General features: G+C 72.7%; 16 protein-coding genes and 1 pseudogene. 16 read left to right on the top strand and 1 reads right to left on the bottom strand.

Features of this window, described 5'->3' with window-relative positions; genetic code table 11:
- Positions 1-20: 20 nt before the first annotated feature.
- The 16 genes and pseudogenes from RUR49_RS22625 to RUR49_RS22550 all read left to right on the top strand — a co-directional run bounded on the left by RUR49_RS22625 (position 21) and on the right by RUR49_RS22550 (position 17,029).
- A complete protein-coding gene (locus RUR49_RS22625) occupies positions 21-1,439 on the top strand; it encodes an MFS transporter (protein WP_409148764.1) in 1,419 nt (472 codons plus the stop codon).
- Positions 1,440-1,472: 33 nt separating this feature from the next.
- Positions 1,473-2,243 (top strand): photosynthetic reaction center subunit H, encoded by a 771-nt coding sequence (gene puhA / locus RUR49_RS22620; RefSeq protein ID WP_409148698.1) that lies wholly within the window; start codon positions 1,473-1,475, stop codon positions 2,241-2,243.
- A complete protein-coding gene (gene puhB / locus RUR49_RS22615; protein WP_409148697.1) occupies positions 2,240-2,926 on the top strand; it encodes a photosynthetic complex putative assembly protein PuhB in 687 nt (228 codons plus the stop codon). The genes puhA and puhB overlap by 4 nt, the downstream gene beginning before the upstream one ends.
- A gap of 16 nt (positions 2,927-2,942) precedes the next feature.
- On the top strand, positions 2,943-3,401 hold the full coding sequence (gene puhC / locus RUR49_RS22610; RefSeq protein WP_409148696.1) for a photosynthetic complex assembly protein PuhC: 459 nt from the start codon (positions 2,943-2,945) through the stop codon (positions 3,399-3,401).
- Positions 3,398-3,700 carry a hypothetical protein gene (locus RUR49_RS22605; RefSeq protein ID WP_409148695.1) on the top strand — a complete coding sequence of 101 codons (303 nt, stop codon included), beginning with the start codon at positions 3,398-3,400 and terminating at the stop codon, positions 3,698-3,700. Before puhC ends, RUR49_RS22605 begins: the two co-directional genes overlap by 4 nt.
- The gene (gene acsF / locus RUR49_RS22600) at positions 3,697-4,764 is read left to right on the top strand and encodes a magnesium-protoporphyrin IX monomethyl ester (oxidative) cyclase (RefSeq protein WP_409148694.1); all 1,068 of its coding nucleotides are present in this window, start codon (positions 3,697-3,699) and stop codon (positions 4,762-4,764) included. The genes RUR49_RS22605 and acsF overlap by 4 nt, the downstream gene beginning before the upstream one ends.
- 28 nt (positions 4,765-4,792) lie before the next feature.
- Positions 4,793-5,653, top strand: coding sequence for a putative photosynthetic complex assembly protein PuhE (gene puhE / locus RUR49_RS22595; protein ID WP_409148693.1), 861 nt, complete (start codon positions 4,793-4,795; stop codon positions 5,651-5,653).
- A gap of 110 nt (positions 5,654-5,763) precedes the next feature.
- Positions 5,764-6,975, top strand: a complete 1,212-nt coding sequence (hemA, locus tag RUR49_RS22590; protein ID WP_409148763.1) for a 5-aminolevulinate synthase — start codon at positions 5,764-5,766, stop codon at positions 6,973-6,975.
- Between the two features lie 26 nt (positions 6,976-7,001).
- Complete coding sequence (gene ispH, locus RUR49_RS22585) at positions 7,002-7,955, top strand: 4-hydroxy-3-methylbut-2-enyl diphosphate reductase (RefSeq protein ID WP_409148692.1); 954 nt, start codon at positions 7,002-7,004, stop codon at positions 7,953-7,955.
- A 240-nt stretch (positions 7,956-8,195) separates the two neighbouring features.
- The gene (bchI, locus tag RUR49_RS22580) at positions 8,196-9,173 is read left to right on the top strand and encodes a magnesium chelatase ATPase subunit I (protein ID WP_409148762.1); all 978 of its coding nucleotides are present in this window, start codon (positions 8,196-8,198) and stop codon (positions 9,171-9,173) included.
- A 104-nt stretch (positions 9,174-9,277) separates the two neighbouring features.
- Positions 9,278-11,107, top strand: a pseudogene (locus tag RUR49_RS22575) (magnesium chelatase subunit D); the annotation flags it as partial.
- A gap of 100 nt (positions 11,108-11,207) precedes the next feature.
- Complete coding sequence (gene dxs / locus RUR49_RS22570) at positions 11,208-13,127, top strand: 1-deoxy-D-xylulose-5-phosphate synthase (protein ID WP_409148691.1); 1,920 nt, start codon at positions 11,208-11,210, stop codon at positions 13,125-13,127.
- Between the two features lie 122 nt (positions 13,128-13,249).
- Positions 13,250-14,137 (top strand): alpha/beta fold hydrolase BchO, encoded by an 888-nt coding sequence (gene bchO, locus RUR49_RS22565; RefSeq protein WP_409148690.1) that lies wholly within the window; start codon positions 13,250-13,252, stop codon positions 14,135-14,137.
- A gap of 113 nt (positions 14,138-14,250) precedes the next feature.
- A complete protein-coding gene (locus RUR49_RS22560; RefSeq protein ID WP_409148761.1) occupies positions 14,251-15,717 on the top strand; it encodes a phytoene desaturase in 1,467 nt (488 codons plus the stop codon).
- A 76-nt stretch (positions 15,718-15,793) separates the two neighbouring features.
- Positions 15,794-16,855, top strand: coding sequence for a phytoene/squalene synthase family protein (locus RUR49_RS22555; RefSeq protein WP_409148760.1), 1,062 nt, complete (start codon positions 15,794-15,796; stop codon positions 16,853-16,855).
- Positions 16,856-16,867: 12 nt separating this feature from the next.
- On the top strand, positions 16,868-17,029 hold the full coding sequence (locus RUR49_RS22550; RefSeq protein ID WP_409148689.1) for a hypothetical protein: 162 nt from the start codon (positions 16,868-16,870) through the stop codon (positions 17,027-17,029).
- 6 nt (positions 17,030-17,035) lie between these two features.
- On the opposite strand, the gene RUR49_RS22545 is transcribed toward RUR49_RS22550, so the two are convergent.
- A complete protein-coding gene (locus RUR49_RS22545) occupies positions 17,036-17,788 on the bottom strand; it encodes a hydratase (RefSeq protein WP_409148688.1) in 753 nt (250 codons plus the stop codon).
- Positions 17,789-17,879 lie beyond the last annotated feature (91 nt).

The following is a 17,879-nucleotide window of genomic DNA, read 5'->3' as shown; positions in this document are numbered from 1 at the left end:
CGTCGGCCGGCCTGTCGCCGATGACGTGGGCGGCGGTGTGGATGCGGCTTGGCCAACGCTTCCTGCCGTTCTCCGACGCGGTCTCGACCGAGCTGCCGCTCGGTCGGCTGCTGCGGCTGTCGCTGTTCCAGGTCTCCGTCGGCATGGCGACGGCGCTGCTCGTCGGCACGCTCAATCGGGTAATGATCGTCGAGCTGTCGGTGTCGGCCTCGCTCGTCGCGGTGATGGTGTCGCTGCCGCTCGTCTTCGCCCCCTTCCGGGCGCTGCTCGGCTTCCGCTCCGACCACCACCGCTCGGCACTCGGCTGGAAGCGGGTGCCCTACATCTGGTTCGGAACGCTGCTGCAGTTCGGCGGCTTCGCCATCATGCCGTTCGCGCTGCTGGTGCTGTCCGGCACCGGCACCAACGGTCCGGTGTGGGCGGGCCAGTTCGGCGCCGCCCTCGCCTTCCTGATGGTCGGCGCCGGCCTGCAGACGACGCAGACCGCCGGCCTCGCGCTCGCCACCGACCTCGCCCCGCCGGACACCCGCCCGAGCGTGGTGGCGATGATGTACGTGGCGCTGCTCGTCGGCACCGTCGCCAGCGCCTTCTTCTTCTCGGCGCTGCTGCAGGACTACAGCCCGAAGCGGCTGATCCAGGTGATCCAGGGCGCGGCGGTGCTCACCGTCGTGCTCAACGTCATCGCGCTGTGGAAGCAGGAGGCGCGCAACCCGGCCGCGACCCGCTCCGACACGCCGCGCCCGGCCTTCGGCGAAGCCTTCCGGGCCTTCCTGAAGCGCACCGGCGCCACCCGCTTCCTGATCGCCGTGGCGCTCGGCACCGCCGCCTTCACCATGCAGGACGTGGTGCTCGAGCCCTATGGCGGCGAGATCCTCGGCCTCGGCGTCGGCGACACCTCGGCACTGTCGGCGCTGCTCGCCGGCGGCGCGCTCGCGGGCTTCGTCGTCGCCGCCCGGATGCTGGTGCATGGCGCCGACCCCTACCGGGTCGCCGCCTACGGTGCGCTCGCCGGGCTGCCGGCCTTCGTGCTCGTCTCGCTGTCGGCACCCTTCGAGTCGGCCGGGCTGTTCCGCATCGGCATCGGTCTCGTCGGCTTCGGCGGCGGCCTGTTCGCTGTCGGCACGCTGACGGTGGCGATGGGCCTCGACGAGGGCCGGGCGACCGGCCTCGCCCTCGGCGCCTGGGGCGCCGTGCAGGCGACCGCAGCCGGCGTCGGCATCGCCGCCGGCGGCATCATCCGCGACGCCGTCGGCGCGCTCGGGGCCGCGGGTTACCTCGGCCCGACGATGACCGGACCGGCCGTCGGCTACGGCGCCGTCTACCAGATCGAGATCCTGCTCCTGTTCGCCACGCTGGTGGCGATCGGTCCGCTCGTGCGCCACGCGCGCACGCTCCGCCTGCAATCGTCGCGCTTCGGCCTGTCCGAGCTTCCCGGCTGAGCCGGGTACACAAGGAAAGAAGAGGAGGTCGCCATGGGACCCGCCTTCACCGCCAACATCGATCTCGCACAGGTCGTGCTCTACGTCTTCTGGGCGTTCTTCGCAGGGCTGATCTACTACCTGCACCGGGAGAACAAGCGGGAGGGCTACCCGCTCCTCTCCGACCGGACGAACGAGCGCGTCAGCGTCATCGGCTTCCCGGCGCCGCCGGCCCCGAAGACCTACCTGCTGCCGCACGGCGGCACCGTCTCCGTGCCGAACGGCAAGGCCGACGACCGCGAGATCAAGGCGCGGCCCGTGGCGATCTGGCCCGGCGCCCCGCTCGAGCCGACCGGCAACCCGATGGTCGACGGCGTCGGCCCGGCCGCCTGGGCCGAGCGCTCCGACCACCCCGACCTCACCTTCGAGGGCGCCCCGAAGATCGTGCCGCTGCGCGTCGCCGGTGACTTCTACCTCGAGGCCCGCGATCCCGACCCGCGCGGCATGTCAGTCGTCGGCACCGACCGCGTCGTCGGCGGCACCATCGTCGACGTCTGGGTCGACCGCTCCGAATACCTCGCCCGCTACTTCGAGGTCGACGTCGCCGGCGCCGGCCGCCGCGTGCTGGTGCCGGTCAACTTCTGCCGCATCGACGGCGCGAGGCGGACGGTGAAGGTCAACGCCATCCTCGGCTCGCAGTTCGCCGCCGTGCCGGCGACGAAGCATCCCGACCAGGTCACCTTCCTCGAGGAGGACAAGATCATGGGCTACTATGGCGGCGGCTATCTCTACGCCACGCCGGCGCGCGCGGAGCCGCTGCTGTGAGCGACCTCGATCAGGAGCCGGTGCGGGGACTTCCGGAGGAACTCCCCGCCGGCGAACGGGTGCTGTGGCAGGGCTCACCCGACTGGCGGGCGCTGGCGATCGAGTCCTTCCAGGTCCGCAAGGTGGCGATCTGGTTCGGCGCGCTGATCGCCGTTCGCTTCGTGATCTACCTTTACGAAGGCGAGCCGGTGCTCGGTGCCGCGATCTCGGCCGCCTGGCTGCTGCCGATGGCGCTGACGGCGATCGGGCTCCTCGCCTTGCTCGCCTGGTACTCGGCGCGCACCACCGTCTACACGCTGACGACGAAGCGCCTCGTGCTGCGCATCGGCATGGCGCTGACGATGACGATCAACGTGCCCTTCCGGCTCATCCAGGACGCCGGCGTGGTGGTGCGGGCGAACGGCACCGGCAGCCTCACCTTCGCGCTCGACCCGAGCGTCAAGATCGCCTGGGCACTGCTCTGGCCGCACTGCCGTCCGTGGCGGCTCGCCCGGCCCGAGCCGGCGCTCCGGGCCATCCCCGATGCCGCCCGCGTCGCCGAACTCGTGGCGACGGCGCTCGCTGCCGATGCTGCCGCCAATCCGGTTGCCGCCGGTGCGACCGTGACGCAGACCCCGTCCGCTCCGGCGCAGGCCGCGCCGACGGGCCGCTATGCCGGCGGGCGCGCCGCGCTCGCATCCTGAACGGGAGGACCTCGACGTGAGCGAAGAGATGACCGACCGGCCGTTTCCGCGTGGTGCCCTCATCGGCGCCGGGGTGCTGATCGCGGCGACGATGGTGGCGGCGCTCGCCGGCCGGGTCGGCGACATCGGCACCGTGCGGCTGCCGCCGGCGGCGCTCGTCGAGACGCGCGACCTCGTCTTCGTCGACCGGCCCGAGGGTGGCATCGCCATCCTCGACGCCGACGACAAAACCACCGTCGCGGTGCTCGCACCGAACACCGACGGCTTCATCCGGGGCGTGATGCGCGGCGTTGCCCGCGAGCGTCGCTCCCTCGGAATCGGATCCGAGCCGCCCGTGCGGCTCGCCCAGCGTGAGGACGGTCGGCTGACGCTGATCGACCCACAGACCGGCCGGGAAATCGGGCTCGACGCGTTCGGCCCGACCAACACCCAGGCCTTCGCACGGCTATTCGACAGGGAGACGACCAGCCGATGAACGCACTCTTCATGATCGGGAGGCGGACGATCGAGGTGCCATGCACCGTCGACGTCGAGCAGACCCCAGACAGTCTACACGCCTATGTCGACCTGCATGGTTTCGAGGTCGGACCCGGCGACGAGGTGACGGTGCACGCGCCGCCGCTCGACGTCGGCTTCGGTGAGCACGTGGTCCGGGAGTGCCACGCCACCGTCGTCCGTGCCGGCCCGCTCGAGCGATTCTGGACCCACGTCGCCGGCTACAAGGAGCTCACCGAGCTCTACGAGGTCGGCTTCCAGGGGGAGGGCGCAGCATGATCCCGATGGAGGGTGGCGCCCAGGCCAACACCACGACGCGCGACGCGCAGACCGACACGCTGCTCAGCCCGCGCTTCTACACCACCGACTTCGAGGCGATGGACCGGCTCAAGATCGATTCCGTCCGCGCCGAGTGGGACGAGGTGATGGGCGAGATGCGCGCCGATCACAACAAGGGCCACTTCGTCCGCAACGAGGACTTCGACGGCTTCAGCCTCGACGACCTGCCGCCGGAACTGCGCCGCGAGTTCGTCGACTTCCTGGTGAGCTCGCTCACCGCCGAGTTCTCCGGCTGCGTGCTCTATGCGGAGATCAAGAAGCGCATCAAGAGCCCGGAGATCCGCGAGCTCTTCACCTTCATGGCTCGCGACGAGTCCCGCCACGCGGGCTTCATCAACGAGACCCTGAAGGAGATGGGCATCGGCGTCGACCTCGGCTTCCTCGCCCGGGCGAAGAAGTACACCTACTTCAAGCCAAAGTTCATCTTCTACGCGACCTATCTGTCGGAGAAGATCGGCTACGCCCGCTACATCACCATCTTCCGCCACTTGGAGCGGAACCCGCAGATGCGGTTCCATCCGATCTTCAAGTGGTTCGAGAAGTGGTGCAACGACGAGTTCCGCCACGGCGAGGCATTCGCGCTGATCATGCGCGCCGACCCGAAGCTCTTGTCGGGCGCGAACAAGCTGTGGATCCGCTTCTTCCTGCTCGCGGTGTTCGCGACGATGTACGTCCGCGACCACATGCGCGTCGCCTTCCACGAGGGCCTCGGCATCTCGCCGACGGACTACGACCAGAAGGTGCTGCGCCTCACCTCCGAGATCACCAAGCAGGTCTTCCCGATCACGCTCGATCTCGACAACCCGGTGTTCTGGGCGGGCCTCGACAAGCTCTTCCGCATCGCCGAGGCGACCGAGGTGGCGAAGAAGCAGGGTGGCATCGGCGGGGCGCTGAAGCGGTTCGGCCTCGGCGCCAGCGCCGCCGGCACGCTGCTCCGGCTCTACATGCTGCCGGTCCGCAAGAACGACATCCCCGCCAAGGTGCGGCTCGCGCCGGCCTGGTGAGGGCAACGACCGAGAGGAGGCGAGGCCCGTGGAACTTTCGCCGATGGCAGTCGCGGCGGTAGCGGTCGGTTTCGTCGTCGTCCTGTGGTGGGCGTCGACGGGGCTCGTCCTCTATCTCGACGGCCTGCCGCGGCGGACCTTCCGCTGGAGCCTCGGCGGCGCCACGGTTCTCGGTGCCGCCGCCCTCGCGGGCCTCGCCGAGACCCGCGACGAGACGACGATCGCCGGCGCCGGCATCGCCTTCGTCTGCGCACTCGCCGTGTGGGGGTGGAACGAGCTCGCTTTCCTCACCGGCGTCATCACCGGCCCGAACCGGCGGGCCTGCCCGCCGGGCGTCGCCGGCTGGCGGCACTTCGTGGCGGCGACGGGCTCCATCCTCTGGCACGAGCTTGCCATCGCCGCCTCGGCGCTCGCCGTCTTCGCGGTGACGGCCGGAGGCGACAACCGGGTTGGCCTCTGGGCCTTCCTGATCCTCTGGGTGATGCGGCTGTCGACCAAGCTCAACGTCTTCCTGGGGGTGCCGAACCTCTCGGAGGAGTTCCTGCCGGATCACCTGAAGTACATCGCGAGCTTCTTCCGGCGGCGACCGATGAACCTTCTCTTTCCCGTCTCGGTGACGGCGACGACGGTGCTGTTCGTCGCGCTCATCGCCGAGGCGGTGGCGGCGGCCGATCCGTTCGCCGCCACCGCGGCGACGCTGCTCGCCGCCCTGACCGGGCTCGCACTGCTCGAGCACTGGTTCCTGGTTCTGCCGATCCCGGCGATGGAGCTGTGGCGGTGGGGCCTGAAGTCGCGAAGCGCCCATGCCGAGCCGCCCGAGGGCGAGACGCGGCGGGCGCCTGGAGTGGAACGCGCGCCTGCGCGCATCGGGGTGAGGCCGGCGACATGAAGAGCGAGCACATCCAGGCGGGCGGCTGCCCGATGCCGGAGATGAACAACGACCGTGCCGCGGGCGACAGCGCCGGCGTGAAGACCAGCGCCGAGGGGAGGTCGGGGCCGATGGACTACGAGGCGTTCTTCCAGGGAGAGCTCGCCGGACTGCATCGCGAGGGGCGCTACCGCGTCTTCGCCGACCTGGAGCGTCGCGTCGGGGAGTTCCCCCGCGCCATCCACCACACCCCGAACGGTCCGCGCGAAGTCACCGTCTGGTGCTCGAACGACTATCTCGGCATGGGCCAGAACCCGGCCGTGCTCGCCGCCATGCACGAGGCCCTCGACCGCTGCGGCGCTGGTGCCGGCGGTACCCGCAACATCTCCGGCACCAACCACTACCACGTGCTGCTCGAGCAGGAGCTCGCCGACCTCCACCGCAAGGAGTCGGCGCTGCTCTTCACCTCCGGCTTCGTCTCGAACTGGGCGAGCCTCGCGACGCTCGCCACCAAGATCCCCGGCTGCGTCGTGCTGTCGGACGCCGGCAACCACGCCTCGATGATCGACGGCATCCGCCACAGCCGCGCCGAGAAGCGGGTCTTCCGCCACAACGACCCGTCCGACCTCGACCGCCAGCTGTCGGAGCTGCCGAGGGAGACGCCGAAGCTGGTGGCCTTCGAGTCCGTCTATTCGATGGACGGTGACGTCGCGCCGATCGCGGAGATCTGCGACGTCGCCGACGCCCACGGCGCCATGACCTATCTCGACGAGGTGCACGCCGTCGGCATGTATGGCGGCCGCGGCGGCGGCATCTCCGAGCGCGACGGCGTCGCCGACCGCCTCACCGTCATCGAGGGCACGCTCGCCAAGGCCTACGGCGTCGTCGGCGGCTACATCGCCGCGTCCACCGCGCTCTGCGACTTCGTGCGCTCGTTCGCCTCCGGCTTCATCTTCACCACGTCGCTGCCGCCGGCGGTGGCGGCGGGGGCGCTGGCGAGCCTGCGCCACCTCAAGGCGAGCCCCGTCGAGCGCGTCCGCCACCGTGACCGCGTCGCCCGGGTCCGCCGCCAGCTCGACGCCGCCGGCATCCCCCACCTCGCCAACCCCAGCCACATCGTGCCGGTGATCGTCGGCGACCCGGTGGTGTGCAAGGCGATCAGCGACGAGCTCCTCGACCGGCACGGCGTCTATGTGCAGCCGATCAATTATCCGACGGTTCCGCGCGGCACCGAGCGCCTGCGCATCACGCCGTCGCCGCTGCACACCGACGCCGACATCGACCACCTGATCGACGCGCTCTCGTCGATCTGGAAGGTCGCCGGGCTGAAGCGGGCAGCGTGAGCGGACGGACGAACGGAGGACGCACGATGGCCGGTCCGCTCAGGGTGATCCTCGCCAAGCCGCGCGGCTTCTGCGCCGGCGTTGTGCGCGCCGTCGACATCGTCGAGCGGGCGCTGGCGATCTACGGCCCGCCGGTCTACGTGCGCCACGAAATCGTCCACAACACCCACGTCGTCAGCGAGCTCGCCGGCCGCGGCGCGATCTTCGTCGACGAGCTCGACGAGGTGCCGGACGGCGCCATCGTCGTGTTCAGCGCCCACGGCGTGCCGCGGGCGGTGGAGTGGGAGGCGTCGCGGCGCGGCCTCGACGTCATCGACGCCACGTGTCCGCTGGTCCGCAAGGTCCACCACGAGGGCCAGCGCTATGCCGACCGCGGCTACGACGTCGTCCTCATCGGCCACCGCGAGCACCCGGAAGTGACGGGCACGCGCGGCCAGGTGAACGGCCCCCTGCAGGTGGTCGGGACCGCCGCCGAGGTGGAAGCCCTGTCGGTGCGCGACCCGGACAAGGTCGCCTACATCACCCAGACGACGCTGAGCGTCACCGACACGCGCGACGTCATCGCCGCCCTGAAGGGCCGCTTCCCGGCCATCATCGGGCCCGACGTGCGCGACATCTGCTACGCGACGCAGAACCGCCAGCAGGCGGTCATGGCGCTCGCGGCTCTGGTCGACCTCGTGCTGGTCGTCGGCTCGCCGAACTCGTCCAATTCCAACCGCCTGCGCGAGATCTCCGAGCAGGCCGGCGTGCCGGCGCGGCTGATCGACGGGCCGGAGCACTTCGACCCGGCGTGGCTCACGGGCGTCGAATCCGTCGGGCTGACGGCCGGGGCGTCCGCGCCGGAGCGGCTCGTCACCGACACCATCCGGGCGCTCTCGGCGGTGCGGCCGGTGGTGGTGAAGACGCTCGACGGCCTCGAGGAGACGGTGCGCTTCCGCCTGCCCGAGCGGCTCGTCGAAGCGCATGCGCCGGCGGCCTGAGGCGACGGCGAGAGTGTGGACAGCGTGAGCGTGAGTGCCAACGGAGGCGAGATCCCCATGAAGCGCCTCGATGATGCGGACAGCGGCGGTGGCCCGGCCGGCGGTGCGCCGCGTCCGTCTCCCCGCGCCCGCAAGGCGTCCGCGGAAAAGCGCGCGGCCGGCAAGGAGACCATCGTGTCGGCGCCCGTGCGCACGCCACCGCCGCCGTTCCCGTTCTCCGCCATCGTCGGCCAGGACGAGATGAAGCGGGCGATCCTGATCGCCGCCATCGACCCTTCGCTCGGCGGCGTGCTCGTCTTCGGCGACCGCGGCACCGGCAAATCGACGGCGGTGCGCGGGTTGGCCGCGCTGTTGCCGTCGCGACGCGTCGTCACCGGCTGTCCCTATGGCTGCGACCCCTCGCCCTCGGCGCGCCACTGCGACGCCTGCGCGGCGGCGGTCGGCGGCGCGGGCGTGCGCACCCACGAGGCGCAGATCCCGGTGGTCGACCTGCCGCTCGGGGCGAGCGAGGACCGCGTCGTCGGCGCCCTCGACCTCGAGCGGGCGCTGACCCGCGGCGAGAAGGCCTTCGAGCCCGGCCTGCTCGCCCGCGCCAACGGCGGCTTCCTCTATATCGACGAGGTCAACCTGCTCGAGGACCACCTCGTCGACCTGCTGCTCGACGTCGCCGCCTCCGGCGAGAACGTCGTCGAGCGCGAGGGCCTCAGCGTCCGCCATCCCGCCCGCTTCGTGCTGATCGGCAGCGGCAATCCGGAGGAGGGCGAGCTCCGCCCGCAGCTCCTCGATCGCTTCGGCCTGTCGGTGGAGGTGAAGACGCCGACCGACATCCAGACCCGCGTCGAGGTGGTGAAGCGGCGCGATGCCTACGAGCGCGACCGCGCCGGATTCGCCGCCGCCTGGAAGGCGGAGGACGCCCGCGTCCGCCGCCGCCTCGTCGCCGCCCGTGCGCGGCTGGGCTCGGTCACCGTGCCCGACGCGGTGCTGGAGGCGGCGGCGCGGCTCTGCGTCTCGCTCGGCACCGACGGCCTGCGCGGCGAACTCACCTTGGTCCGCGCCGCCCGCGCTCTGGCGGCGATGGAGGGCGACGACACCGTCGCCATCGCCCACCTCACCGCCGTGGCCCCCTCGGCGCTGCGCCATCGCCTCCGCCGCAACCCGCTCGACGAGGTCGGGTCGACGACGCGGGTGGAGCGGGCGCTGGCCGAGCTCGCCGGATGACCGGCGCGGCCGCCGGTGCAGCCAGGGCAACGGCCGCTGCTGGCGGTGCCAATGTCGGTCTCTCAGCTGGCGCTTCTGCCCCGACCTCGTCGCCGCCGTGCGTCTGGTCCGACGCCGTGCGTGCGGCCGCCCTCTTCGCCCTCGACCCCGCCGGTGCCGGCCCGGGCGGCCTGCACGTGCGCGCCGCCGCCGGTCCGGTGCGCGACCGCCTTCTCGCCCTCGTCACCGCGTTGCTGCCGGCCGGAACGGCGGTCCGCCGCCTGCCGGCCGACGTCGACGCCGCCCGTCTCGACGGTGGCCTCGACCTCGCCGCGACGCTCGCCGCGGGTCGCCCTGTCGCCGCCGAGGGCGTGCTTTCAGCCGCCGCCGGCGGCGTGCTGGTGCTCGCCATGGCCGAGCGCCTGTCGGGCGCCGCCGCCGCCCGCATCGCCTCAGCTTTCGACGGGGAGGGGACCGGGGAACGACGCGCCGGCCTCCACGGCGACGCCGACGGGTCCGACGGGAGGGTTAGCGGGCGCCGTGCCGGCTTCGGTGTCGTCGCCCTCGACGAGGGCATCGAGGCGGACGAGCGGGTGCCGACGGCGCTCGCCGAGCGCCTCGGCCTCACCGTCGACCTCGCCACCGTCGCCGTGACGGCGGCGGTGACGCCCGCCGGTCTCGCCGCCGCCGTTGCCGTGGCGCGGACGCGGCTTGCCACCGTGTATGCCGGCGACGAGACGGTGACGGCGCTTTGCACCGTCGCCGCCGCCTTCGGCATCGCCTCGCTGCGGGCGCCGCTGCACGCGCTGACGGTGGCCAAGGCCGCCGCCGCGCTCGCCGGCCGCGACGTGGTGGAAGAGGAGGACGTGACGCTCGCCGCCCGCCTGGTGCTGGTGCCGCGCGCGCTCATGTTTCCCGCCCCGCCGGAGCAGCAGGCGGAGCCCGCCGAGCCGCCGGAGCAGCCGGAAGAGCCTGCTACGGACGACATGGATGCCGACGCTCCGCCGCCGCCGGACGACACCGACGAGGCCGCTGCCGACCGGGCGCTCGCCGACGTGGTCATCGACGCCGTGCGCGCGGCGCTGCCGCCGGACCTCCTCGCCGCCCTGTCCCTCGCCGCCGGACCGCCGCGGCGCAGCCGCACCGACGGGCGCTCGGGCGCCGCTGCCAAGGGCGGCCGCCGCGGCCGGCCGGTCGGTGTCCGCCGCGCCGATCCGCGCAGCGACCGCATCTCCGCCTACGAGACCATCCGCGCCGCGGCGCCGTGGCAAAGGCTGCGGCGGGCCGAGGTGGCGGCCGCGGCGATCGCCGCCGCCGCCCCGGCCGCGGCGACGCCCCGCCTGATCGTCCGCCGGGACGACTTCCGCGCCGTCCGGCACGAGCAGCGCACCGGCACGACGACGATCTTCGTCGTCGACGCCTCCGGCTCGTCGGCGCTCAACCGGCTCGGCGAGGCGAAGGGGGCGGCGGAACTGCTGCTCGCCGACTGCTACGTCCGCCGCGACCGCGTCGCCCTGATCGCCTTCCGCGGAACCGCGGCGGAAATCCTGCTGCCGCCGACCGGCTCACTGACGCGCGCCAAGCGCAGCCTCGCAGGCCTGCCCGGCGGTGGCGGCACGCCCTTGTCCGCCGGCATCGACGCGGCCGTGGTGCTCGCCGACCAGGTGCGCTGGCGCGGCGACACCGCGGTGCTGGTTCTCCTCACCGACGGCGGCGCCAACATCGGCCGCGACGGTGCCGCCGGCCGCGCCCGCGCCCGCGAGGACGCCGAGGCGAGCGCGCGGGCGGTGCGCGCCGGCGGGCTGGCAGCGCTGCTGGTCGACACCGCACCGCGACCCGATGCCCGCGCCCGGGCGCTGGCCGAGGCGATGCGGGCGACCTATCTGCCGCTTCCGAACGGGCACCCCGAGACGCTCGCCCGCGCCGTGCGCGGCGCGGCGACGGCCGGCCGCTAGCAGGTCCGTCAATTTCCCAGAAGTGTTAGTTTTGCTTTACACGAGCTATTGTAAAGCTATCATCACACAGGGAACGCAACCGAGCAGGGGAAGGTCGTCCGTGTCCTCTCAGTCCGCCACACCGCTGCTCGATCGCATCCGCGGCCCTGCCGACCTGCGCCAGCTTCCCGAGGATCGCCTCGCCGACCTCGCCGCCGAGCTCCGCGCCGAAACGATCGAATCGGTGTCGGTCACCGGCGGCCACCTCGGCGCCGGCCTCGGCGTCGTCGAGCTGACGGTGGCGCTCCACTACGTCTTCGATACGCCCACCGACAAGGTGATCTGGGACGTCGGTCACCAGGCCTATCCCCACAAGATCCTGACCGGGCGCCGCGACCGCATCCGCACTTTGCGCCAGGGCGGTGGGCTCTCCGGCTTCACCAAGCGCTCCGAGAGCGAGTACGACCCCTTCGGCGCCGGCCACTCCTCCACCTCGATCTCCGCCGGCCTCGGCATGGCCGTGGCGCGCGACCTCGACGGCCGGCAGGGGCACGTCATCAGCGTCATCGGCGACGGCGCGATGTCGGCGGGCATGGCCTACGAGGCGATGAACAACGCCGGCGCCATGGGCGCGCGCCTGATCGTCGTCCTCAACGACAACGACATGTCGATCGCCCCGCCGGTCGGCGCGCTGTCGCACTATCTCGCCAAGCTGATCTCCGGCCGCGCCTACCTGACGCTGCGCGACGTCGGCCGCCAGCTGACGTCGCGGCTGCCCGGCCCGATCGACCGCACCATCACCCGGGCGATCGCCCAGACGCGCACCTTCCTCACCGGCGGCACGCTGTTCGAGCAGCTCGGCTTCTACTATGTCGGCCCGGTCGACGGCCACGACCTCGACCAGCTCGTCCCGGTCCTGAAGAACGTCCGCGACGCTCACGACGGCCCGATCCTCGTCCACGTCGTGACGAAGAAGGGCAAGGGCTACGCTCCCGCCGAGGCCTCGGCCGACAAGTACCACGGCGTCGTCAAGTTCGACGTCGTCACCGGTGCGCAGTCGAAGTCGAAGCCGAACGCCCCCGCCTACACCCGCGTCTTCGCCGACAGCCTGATCCAGGCTGCGAACGCCGACGACAAGGTGGTGGCGGTGACGGCGGCGATGCCGACCGGCACCGGCCTCGACCTCTTCGCCAAGGCGCACCCGACGCGCTGCTTCGACGTCGGCATCGCCGAGCAGCACGCCGTCACCTTCGCGGCGGGGCTCGCGACCGAGGGCTACAAGCCCTTCGTCGCCATCTACTCGACCTTCCTGCAGCGCGCCTACGACCAGATCGTCCACGACGTCGCGATCCAGCACCTGCCGGTGCGCTTCGCCCTCGACCGCGGCGGCCTCGTCGGGCCTGACGGCGCGACGCATGCCGGCGCCTTCGACCTCGCCTATCTCGGCTGCCTGCCGGGCTTCACCATCATGGCGCCGGCCGACGAGGCCGAGCTCGTGCACATGGTGGCGACCGCGAGCGCCCACGACGACGGTCCCATCGCCTTCCGCTATCCGCGCGGGGAGGGGGTGGGCGTCGCCCTGCCCGAGGTCGGCGTGCCGCTGCCGATCGGCCGCGGCAGGGTCGTCCGCGAAGGCACCACGGTGGCGCTGCTCTCCATCGGCACGCGGCTCGCCGACTGCCTCGCAGCGGCCGACGAGCTCGCCGCCCGCGGCCTCTCCTGCACCGTCGCCGACGCGCGCTTCCTGAAGCCGCTCGACGAGGCGCTGGTGCTGCGGCTCGCCCGCGAGCACGCGGTGCTCGTCACCGTCGAGGAAGGCTCGAGCGGCGGCTTTGGCGCCGCCGTGCTGCAGACGCTCGCCACCCGCGGCGCCCTCGACAAGGGCCTCAAGGTTCGCACGATGGTGATGCCCGACGACTTCCTCGACCACGACGCGCCCGCCGTGCAGATCGCCCGAGCCGGCCTCGATGCCCGCGGCATTGTCGCCACCGTGCAGGCGGCGCTCGGCGCCGACGGCCGCATCGCAGCGCTGCGGGCCTGACGATGGCACCGGGCAGCGCGCGAGCGGCCGTGGCCGTGGCGGATGAGCGGACCGAGGATCGGCCGGCGGCCCGCGCCGCGGGCTTCGAGGATCGGCCGGGGGCGGCGTCGCGGAGGCGCGAGATGACGGGCGGCCTCGTCTTCGAGCGCGACGGGCGCGACTGGCCGAACCGCGAGGCGAGCCGCTTCATCAGTGCCGGCGGCGTCCGCTTCCACTTTCAGGTGGCGGGCGAGGGCCCGCCGCTCCTGCTGCTGCACGGCACCGGCGCCTCGACCCATTCCTGGCGGGCGCTGCTGCCCCGCCTCGCCGAGCACTTCACCGTCATCGCCCCCGATCTCCCCGGCCACGGCTTCACCTCGATGCCGGCGCCCGAGCGGCTGTCGCTGCCGGCGATGGCGGATGCCGTCTCGGCGCTGCTGCGCACGCTCGAACTGGACCCAGAGATCGTCGTCGGCCACTCCGCCGGCGCCGCGGTGCTGGTGCGCATGGCGCTCGACGGCCGCATCGCGCCGAAGGCGATCGTCAGCCTCGCCGGCGCGCTCTTGCCGCTCGGCGGCTTCGCCGGACAGATGTTCTCGCCGATCGCCAAGCTGATGGCGCTCAATCCGGTGGTGCCGCAGCTGTTCGCCTGGCGGGCGAGCAACCCGGCGGTGATCGAGCGCCTGCTCGACCAGACCGGCTCGCGCATCGACGCCGAAGGGGCGGCGATCTACGCCCGCCTCGCCCGCACCCGCGGCCATGTCGCGGGCGCCCTCGGCATGATGGCGAACTGGGACCTGAAGAGCCTCGAGGCCGACCTGCCGCGGCTCACCGTGCCACTGGTGCTGGTTGCCGGCGGCACAGACCGCATGGTGCGCGCCGAGGTCGCCTACGACGTTCGCCGCCGTCTGCCGACGGCCGAAGTCGTGATGCTGCGCGGCCTCGGCCACCTCGCCCACGAGGAGAAGCCCGAGCTCATCGCCGAGATCATCGAGCGGGCGGCCGGCCTGTTGCCGGCAGGAGGCGCCTGACCGTGCCGGTGGCGTTGCGCAGGGTCGAGACTGATCGGCCGGGCGGGGGAGACGCCGCCGACGGCCCGCCGTGGGCGCCGCGAGCGGGGGACACTCGACCGCACGCCGTCGTCATCGGCGCCGGCTTCGGCGGGCTCGCCGCCGCCGTCCGTCTCGGTGCGCGGGGATACCGCGTCACGGTGCTGGAGCGTCTGGAGCAGCCGGGCGGGCGCGCCTGCGTGTTCCGCCAGGACGGCTTCACCTTCGACGCCGGGCCGACCATCGTCACCGCCCCGCAGCTCTTCGAGGAGCTGTGGGCGCTTGCCGGCCGTCGCTTTTCCGACGATATCGACCTGCGCTCGATCTCGCCGTTCTACCGGCTGTCTTTTGCCGATGGCACCGATCTCGACGTCTCCGCCAATCCCGAGGCGATGCGGAGGGCGGTGGCACGGCTGTCGCCGGGCGACGTCGACGGCTACGAGCGCTTCCTGAAGGCGAGCGAACAGCTCTGCCGGCTCGGCTTCGAGGAACTCGGCGACGTGCCGTTCGGCTCCTGGACCGACATGGCGCGCATCGCCCCGGCGCTGATCCGGCACTCCGCCTGGCGGTCCGTGCACGGCCTCGTCTCGCAATACGTGAAGGACGAGCGCCTGCGCATCGCGCTGTCGTTCCATCCGCTCTTCATCGGCGGCAACCCGTTCCGGGCGACCGCCATCTACGCGCTGATCGCCTATCTCGAGCGCAAATGGGGCGTGCATTTCCCGATCGGCGGCACCGGCCGGCTGGTCGACGGGCTCGTCTCGCTGATCGAGGGGCAGGGCGGGCGGCTCGCCTGCCACGCCGACGTGGCCGAGATTACGCTCGCCGGTGGCCGCGCTTCCGGCGTCCGGCTCGCATTCGGCGAGACTATTCCCGCCGACATCGTCGTCTCCAATGCCGATGCCGCCTGGACCTACGGCAAGCTGTTGCCGGCGGCCGCACGCAAGCGCTGGAGCGACGCCAAGCTCGCCCGCGCCCGCCAGTCGATGAGCCTGTTCGTCTGGTATTTCGGCACCGATCGGGCCTACCCGGACGTGCCTCACCACACCATCCTGCTCGGGCCACGCTACAAGGGCCTGCTCACCGACATCTTCGACCGCAAGGTGCTGGCCGACGACTTCAGCCTCTACCTGCACCGGCCGACCGCCACCGATCCGGCGCTGGCGCCGGCGGGGTGCGAGGCCTTCTACGTGCTGTCGCCGGTGCCGAACCTCGCCGGCACGACCGACTGGACCGCGGCGGCGGAGCCCTACCGGGCGGCGATCCAGCGGCGTCTGGAAGAAACCGTGCTGCCCGGCCTCGGGCGCCACGTCGTCACCTCGCGGCTGATGACGCCGCTCGACTTCCGCGACCGCCTGAACGCCTGGCAGGGCGCCGCCTTCGGGCTCGAGCCGGTGCTCACCCAGAGCGCCTGGTTCCGTCCCCACAACGCGTCCGAGGACATCGACGGGCTCTATCTCGTCGGCGCCGGCACCCATCCGGGCGCCGGTGTTCCGGGCGTGCTCTCCTCCGCCAAGGTCCTCGACAGGGTCGTGCCGCATGCCGCCGCCTTCGCCCGCTGACGCCCCGACGCGGCCGCCCGTGCGGGCTGCGGCCTTTCCGGGGGCGCCGGCGCGCGCCGCCGCGGCGTCGAGCGGGATCTCGCCGGCCGACCTCGCCGCCTGCCGGCGGCTGCTGGCGGACGGCTCGAAGTCGTTCTTCGCCGCCTCGCTGCTGCTGCCGACGCGGGTGCGGGCGCCTGCGACGGCGCTCTATGCCTTCTGCCGGGTGGCCGACGACGTCGTCGACCGCGAGGGCGGGCCGGCCGCGCTCGCCCGCCTGACCGAGCGCCTCGACCGCGCCTATGCCGGCCGGCCGCTCGACCATCCCGTCGACCGCGCCTTCGCCGCCACCGTCGAACACTTCGCCCTGCCCAAGGCACTGCCGGAGGCGCTGCTCGACGGCTTCGCCTGGGACGAGGCGGGGCGGCGCTACGAGACGCTCGCCGATCTCGAGGCCTATGGGGTGCGGGTCGCGGGCTCCGTCGGTGCGATGATGGCGGTGCTGATGGGGGTGCGCGACGCCGCGGCGCTCGCCCGCGCCACCGATCTCGGCGTCGCCATGCAACTCACCAACATCGCCCGCGACGTCGGCGAGGATGCCCGCGCCGGCCGAGTCTACCTGCCGCTCGCCTGGCTCGCCGAGGCCGGCCTCGACGCCGACCGATTGCTGGCCGCGCCCCGCCACTCAGTGGCGCTCGCCGGCGTCGTGGCGCGGCTCGTCGCGGCCGCCGATACCCTCTACGTGCGGGCCGACGCCGGCATCGCGGCGCTGCCGCGCGACTGCCGGCCGGCGATCCGCGCCGCCCGCCTGATCTATGCGGAGATCGGCCGCGAGGTCGTCCGCGCCGGCTGCGATTCGGTCAGCCGCCGCGCCGTCGTCTCGAAGCGCCGCAAGCTGGCGCTCGCCGCCCAGGCCGCAGGCGCGCTCGCCTCGCTGCACCGGCCGGACGCGGTGCCACCGCTCGCCGCCGCCCTCTACGTCGTCGAGGCGGCCGCGCAGCCCGCGCCGACGCGACCTGCAACGGCCGCCCCGCGACGCGTCGACTTCGTCCTCGACCTGTTCGAGCGGCTGGAGCGCCAGGGGCAGGGGGCTCTCGGCGGCGGCTCGCTCGGTGCCGGCGCGCTCGGTGCCGGCGTGCCGGCCTCCGCCGACCGCTGACGGCCGCGCGCGATGACCTCCGGCTGGATCATCTTCCTCGAGATCCTGCTGGTGCTCGGGCTCGCGATCGGCTGGGGCGTCCACGAGATCCGCGGGCTCAACCGCCTGAAGCGCGAGCGCGAGGCGCGGGAGAAGGCCGAAGCCGCGTCGCGGCCCGCCGGCGACGGGGCCTGAGCTGCCTCAGCGCTTCCGCCGCGGCATCTTGAACGGCAGCATCATCTGAACGACCGGGCTCGCGAAGCGGTCGAGCGACAGGCTCTCGTGCACTGAGCGGACGTCCTCGCCCTTGAGCCGGTGCGACACCAGCGAACGGGCGTAGAAGGGCGTGTCCTCCAGCGTCGCGGCGACGCTCGCCGGCGCGCCGGTCTCGGTGCGGGTGCCGCGCGCGATCCGCCATCCCGTCGACGGCAGCGCCGTCCGTGGCGGAGGCTCGAAATGCGAGACGGCGCCGTCGCGGCCGATGGCGAGCGCGAGTGCGAGGTCCGTGCCGTCGCGCCGCTCGACGTCGTAGAGCACCGCCGCGCCGTCGCGGGTGGCGGCGCGTGACCAGTCCCAGCGGGCGAAATCGCGGGAAAGCGGTGCTTCGCCCCGGTTGGAATCGAGATAGCCGGCGCCTTTCCAGGTGAGTCCCGGGCGCTCGAAGTCCACCTCGATGCGGCCGAACGGGGCGACGGGGAACCAGCGGTGGTCTCCCGCCGCATCGAGGGCGAAGGACGCACCCGTCAGCACGGCCGGGTGGAAGCGGACGCGGCCCTTCAGGCGCGAGGGGATCGGCACCGTCACCTCGTCGATCTCGACCACCAGCGTGTCGCCCTCCCAGGCGGCGAAGCTCGGGCCGATGGCGAGGGTGTCGGCGGTGCGGATGAGGCCGGCGTGGCCGCGCTCGGTCATCGCCCAGCGCTTGCCGGCGTCGCCATAGAGGGCGACGTTCATCGCCGCGTGGTCGAGCGGATCGGCGGGCCGGCCGCCGCGGCGGCGGAGCGCGTAGTAGGGCGAGAAGACGCTGCCGACGAGGGCGATGATG

This window comes from Pseudoxanthobacter sp. M-2 (genome assembly GCF_046156265.1).
In the GTDB taxonomy this organism is placed as follows: Bacteria; Pseudomonadota; Alphaproteobacteria; order Rhizobiales; family Segnochrobactraceae; genus CAMDHY01.
This window is presented reverse-complemented; position numbering and strand designations above follow the sequence as displayed.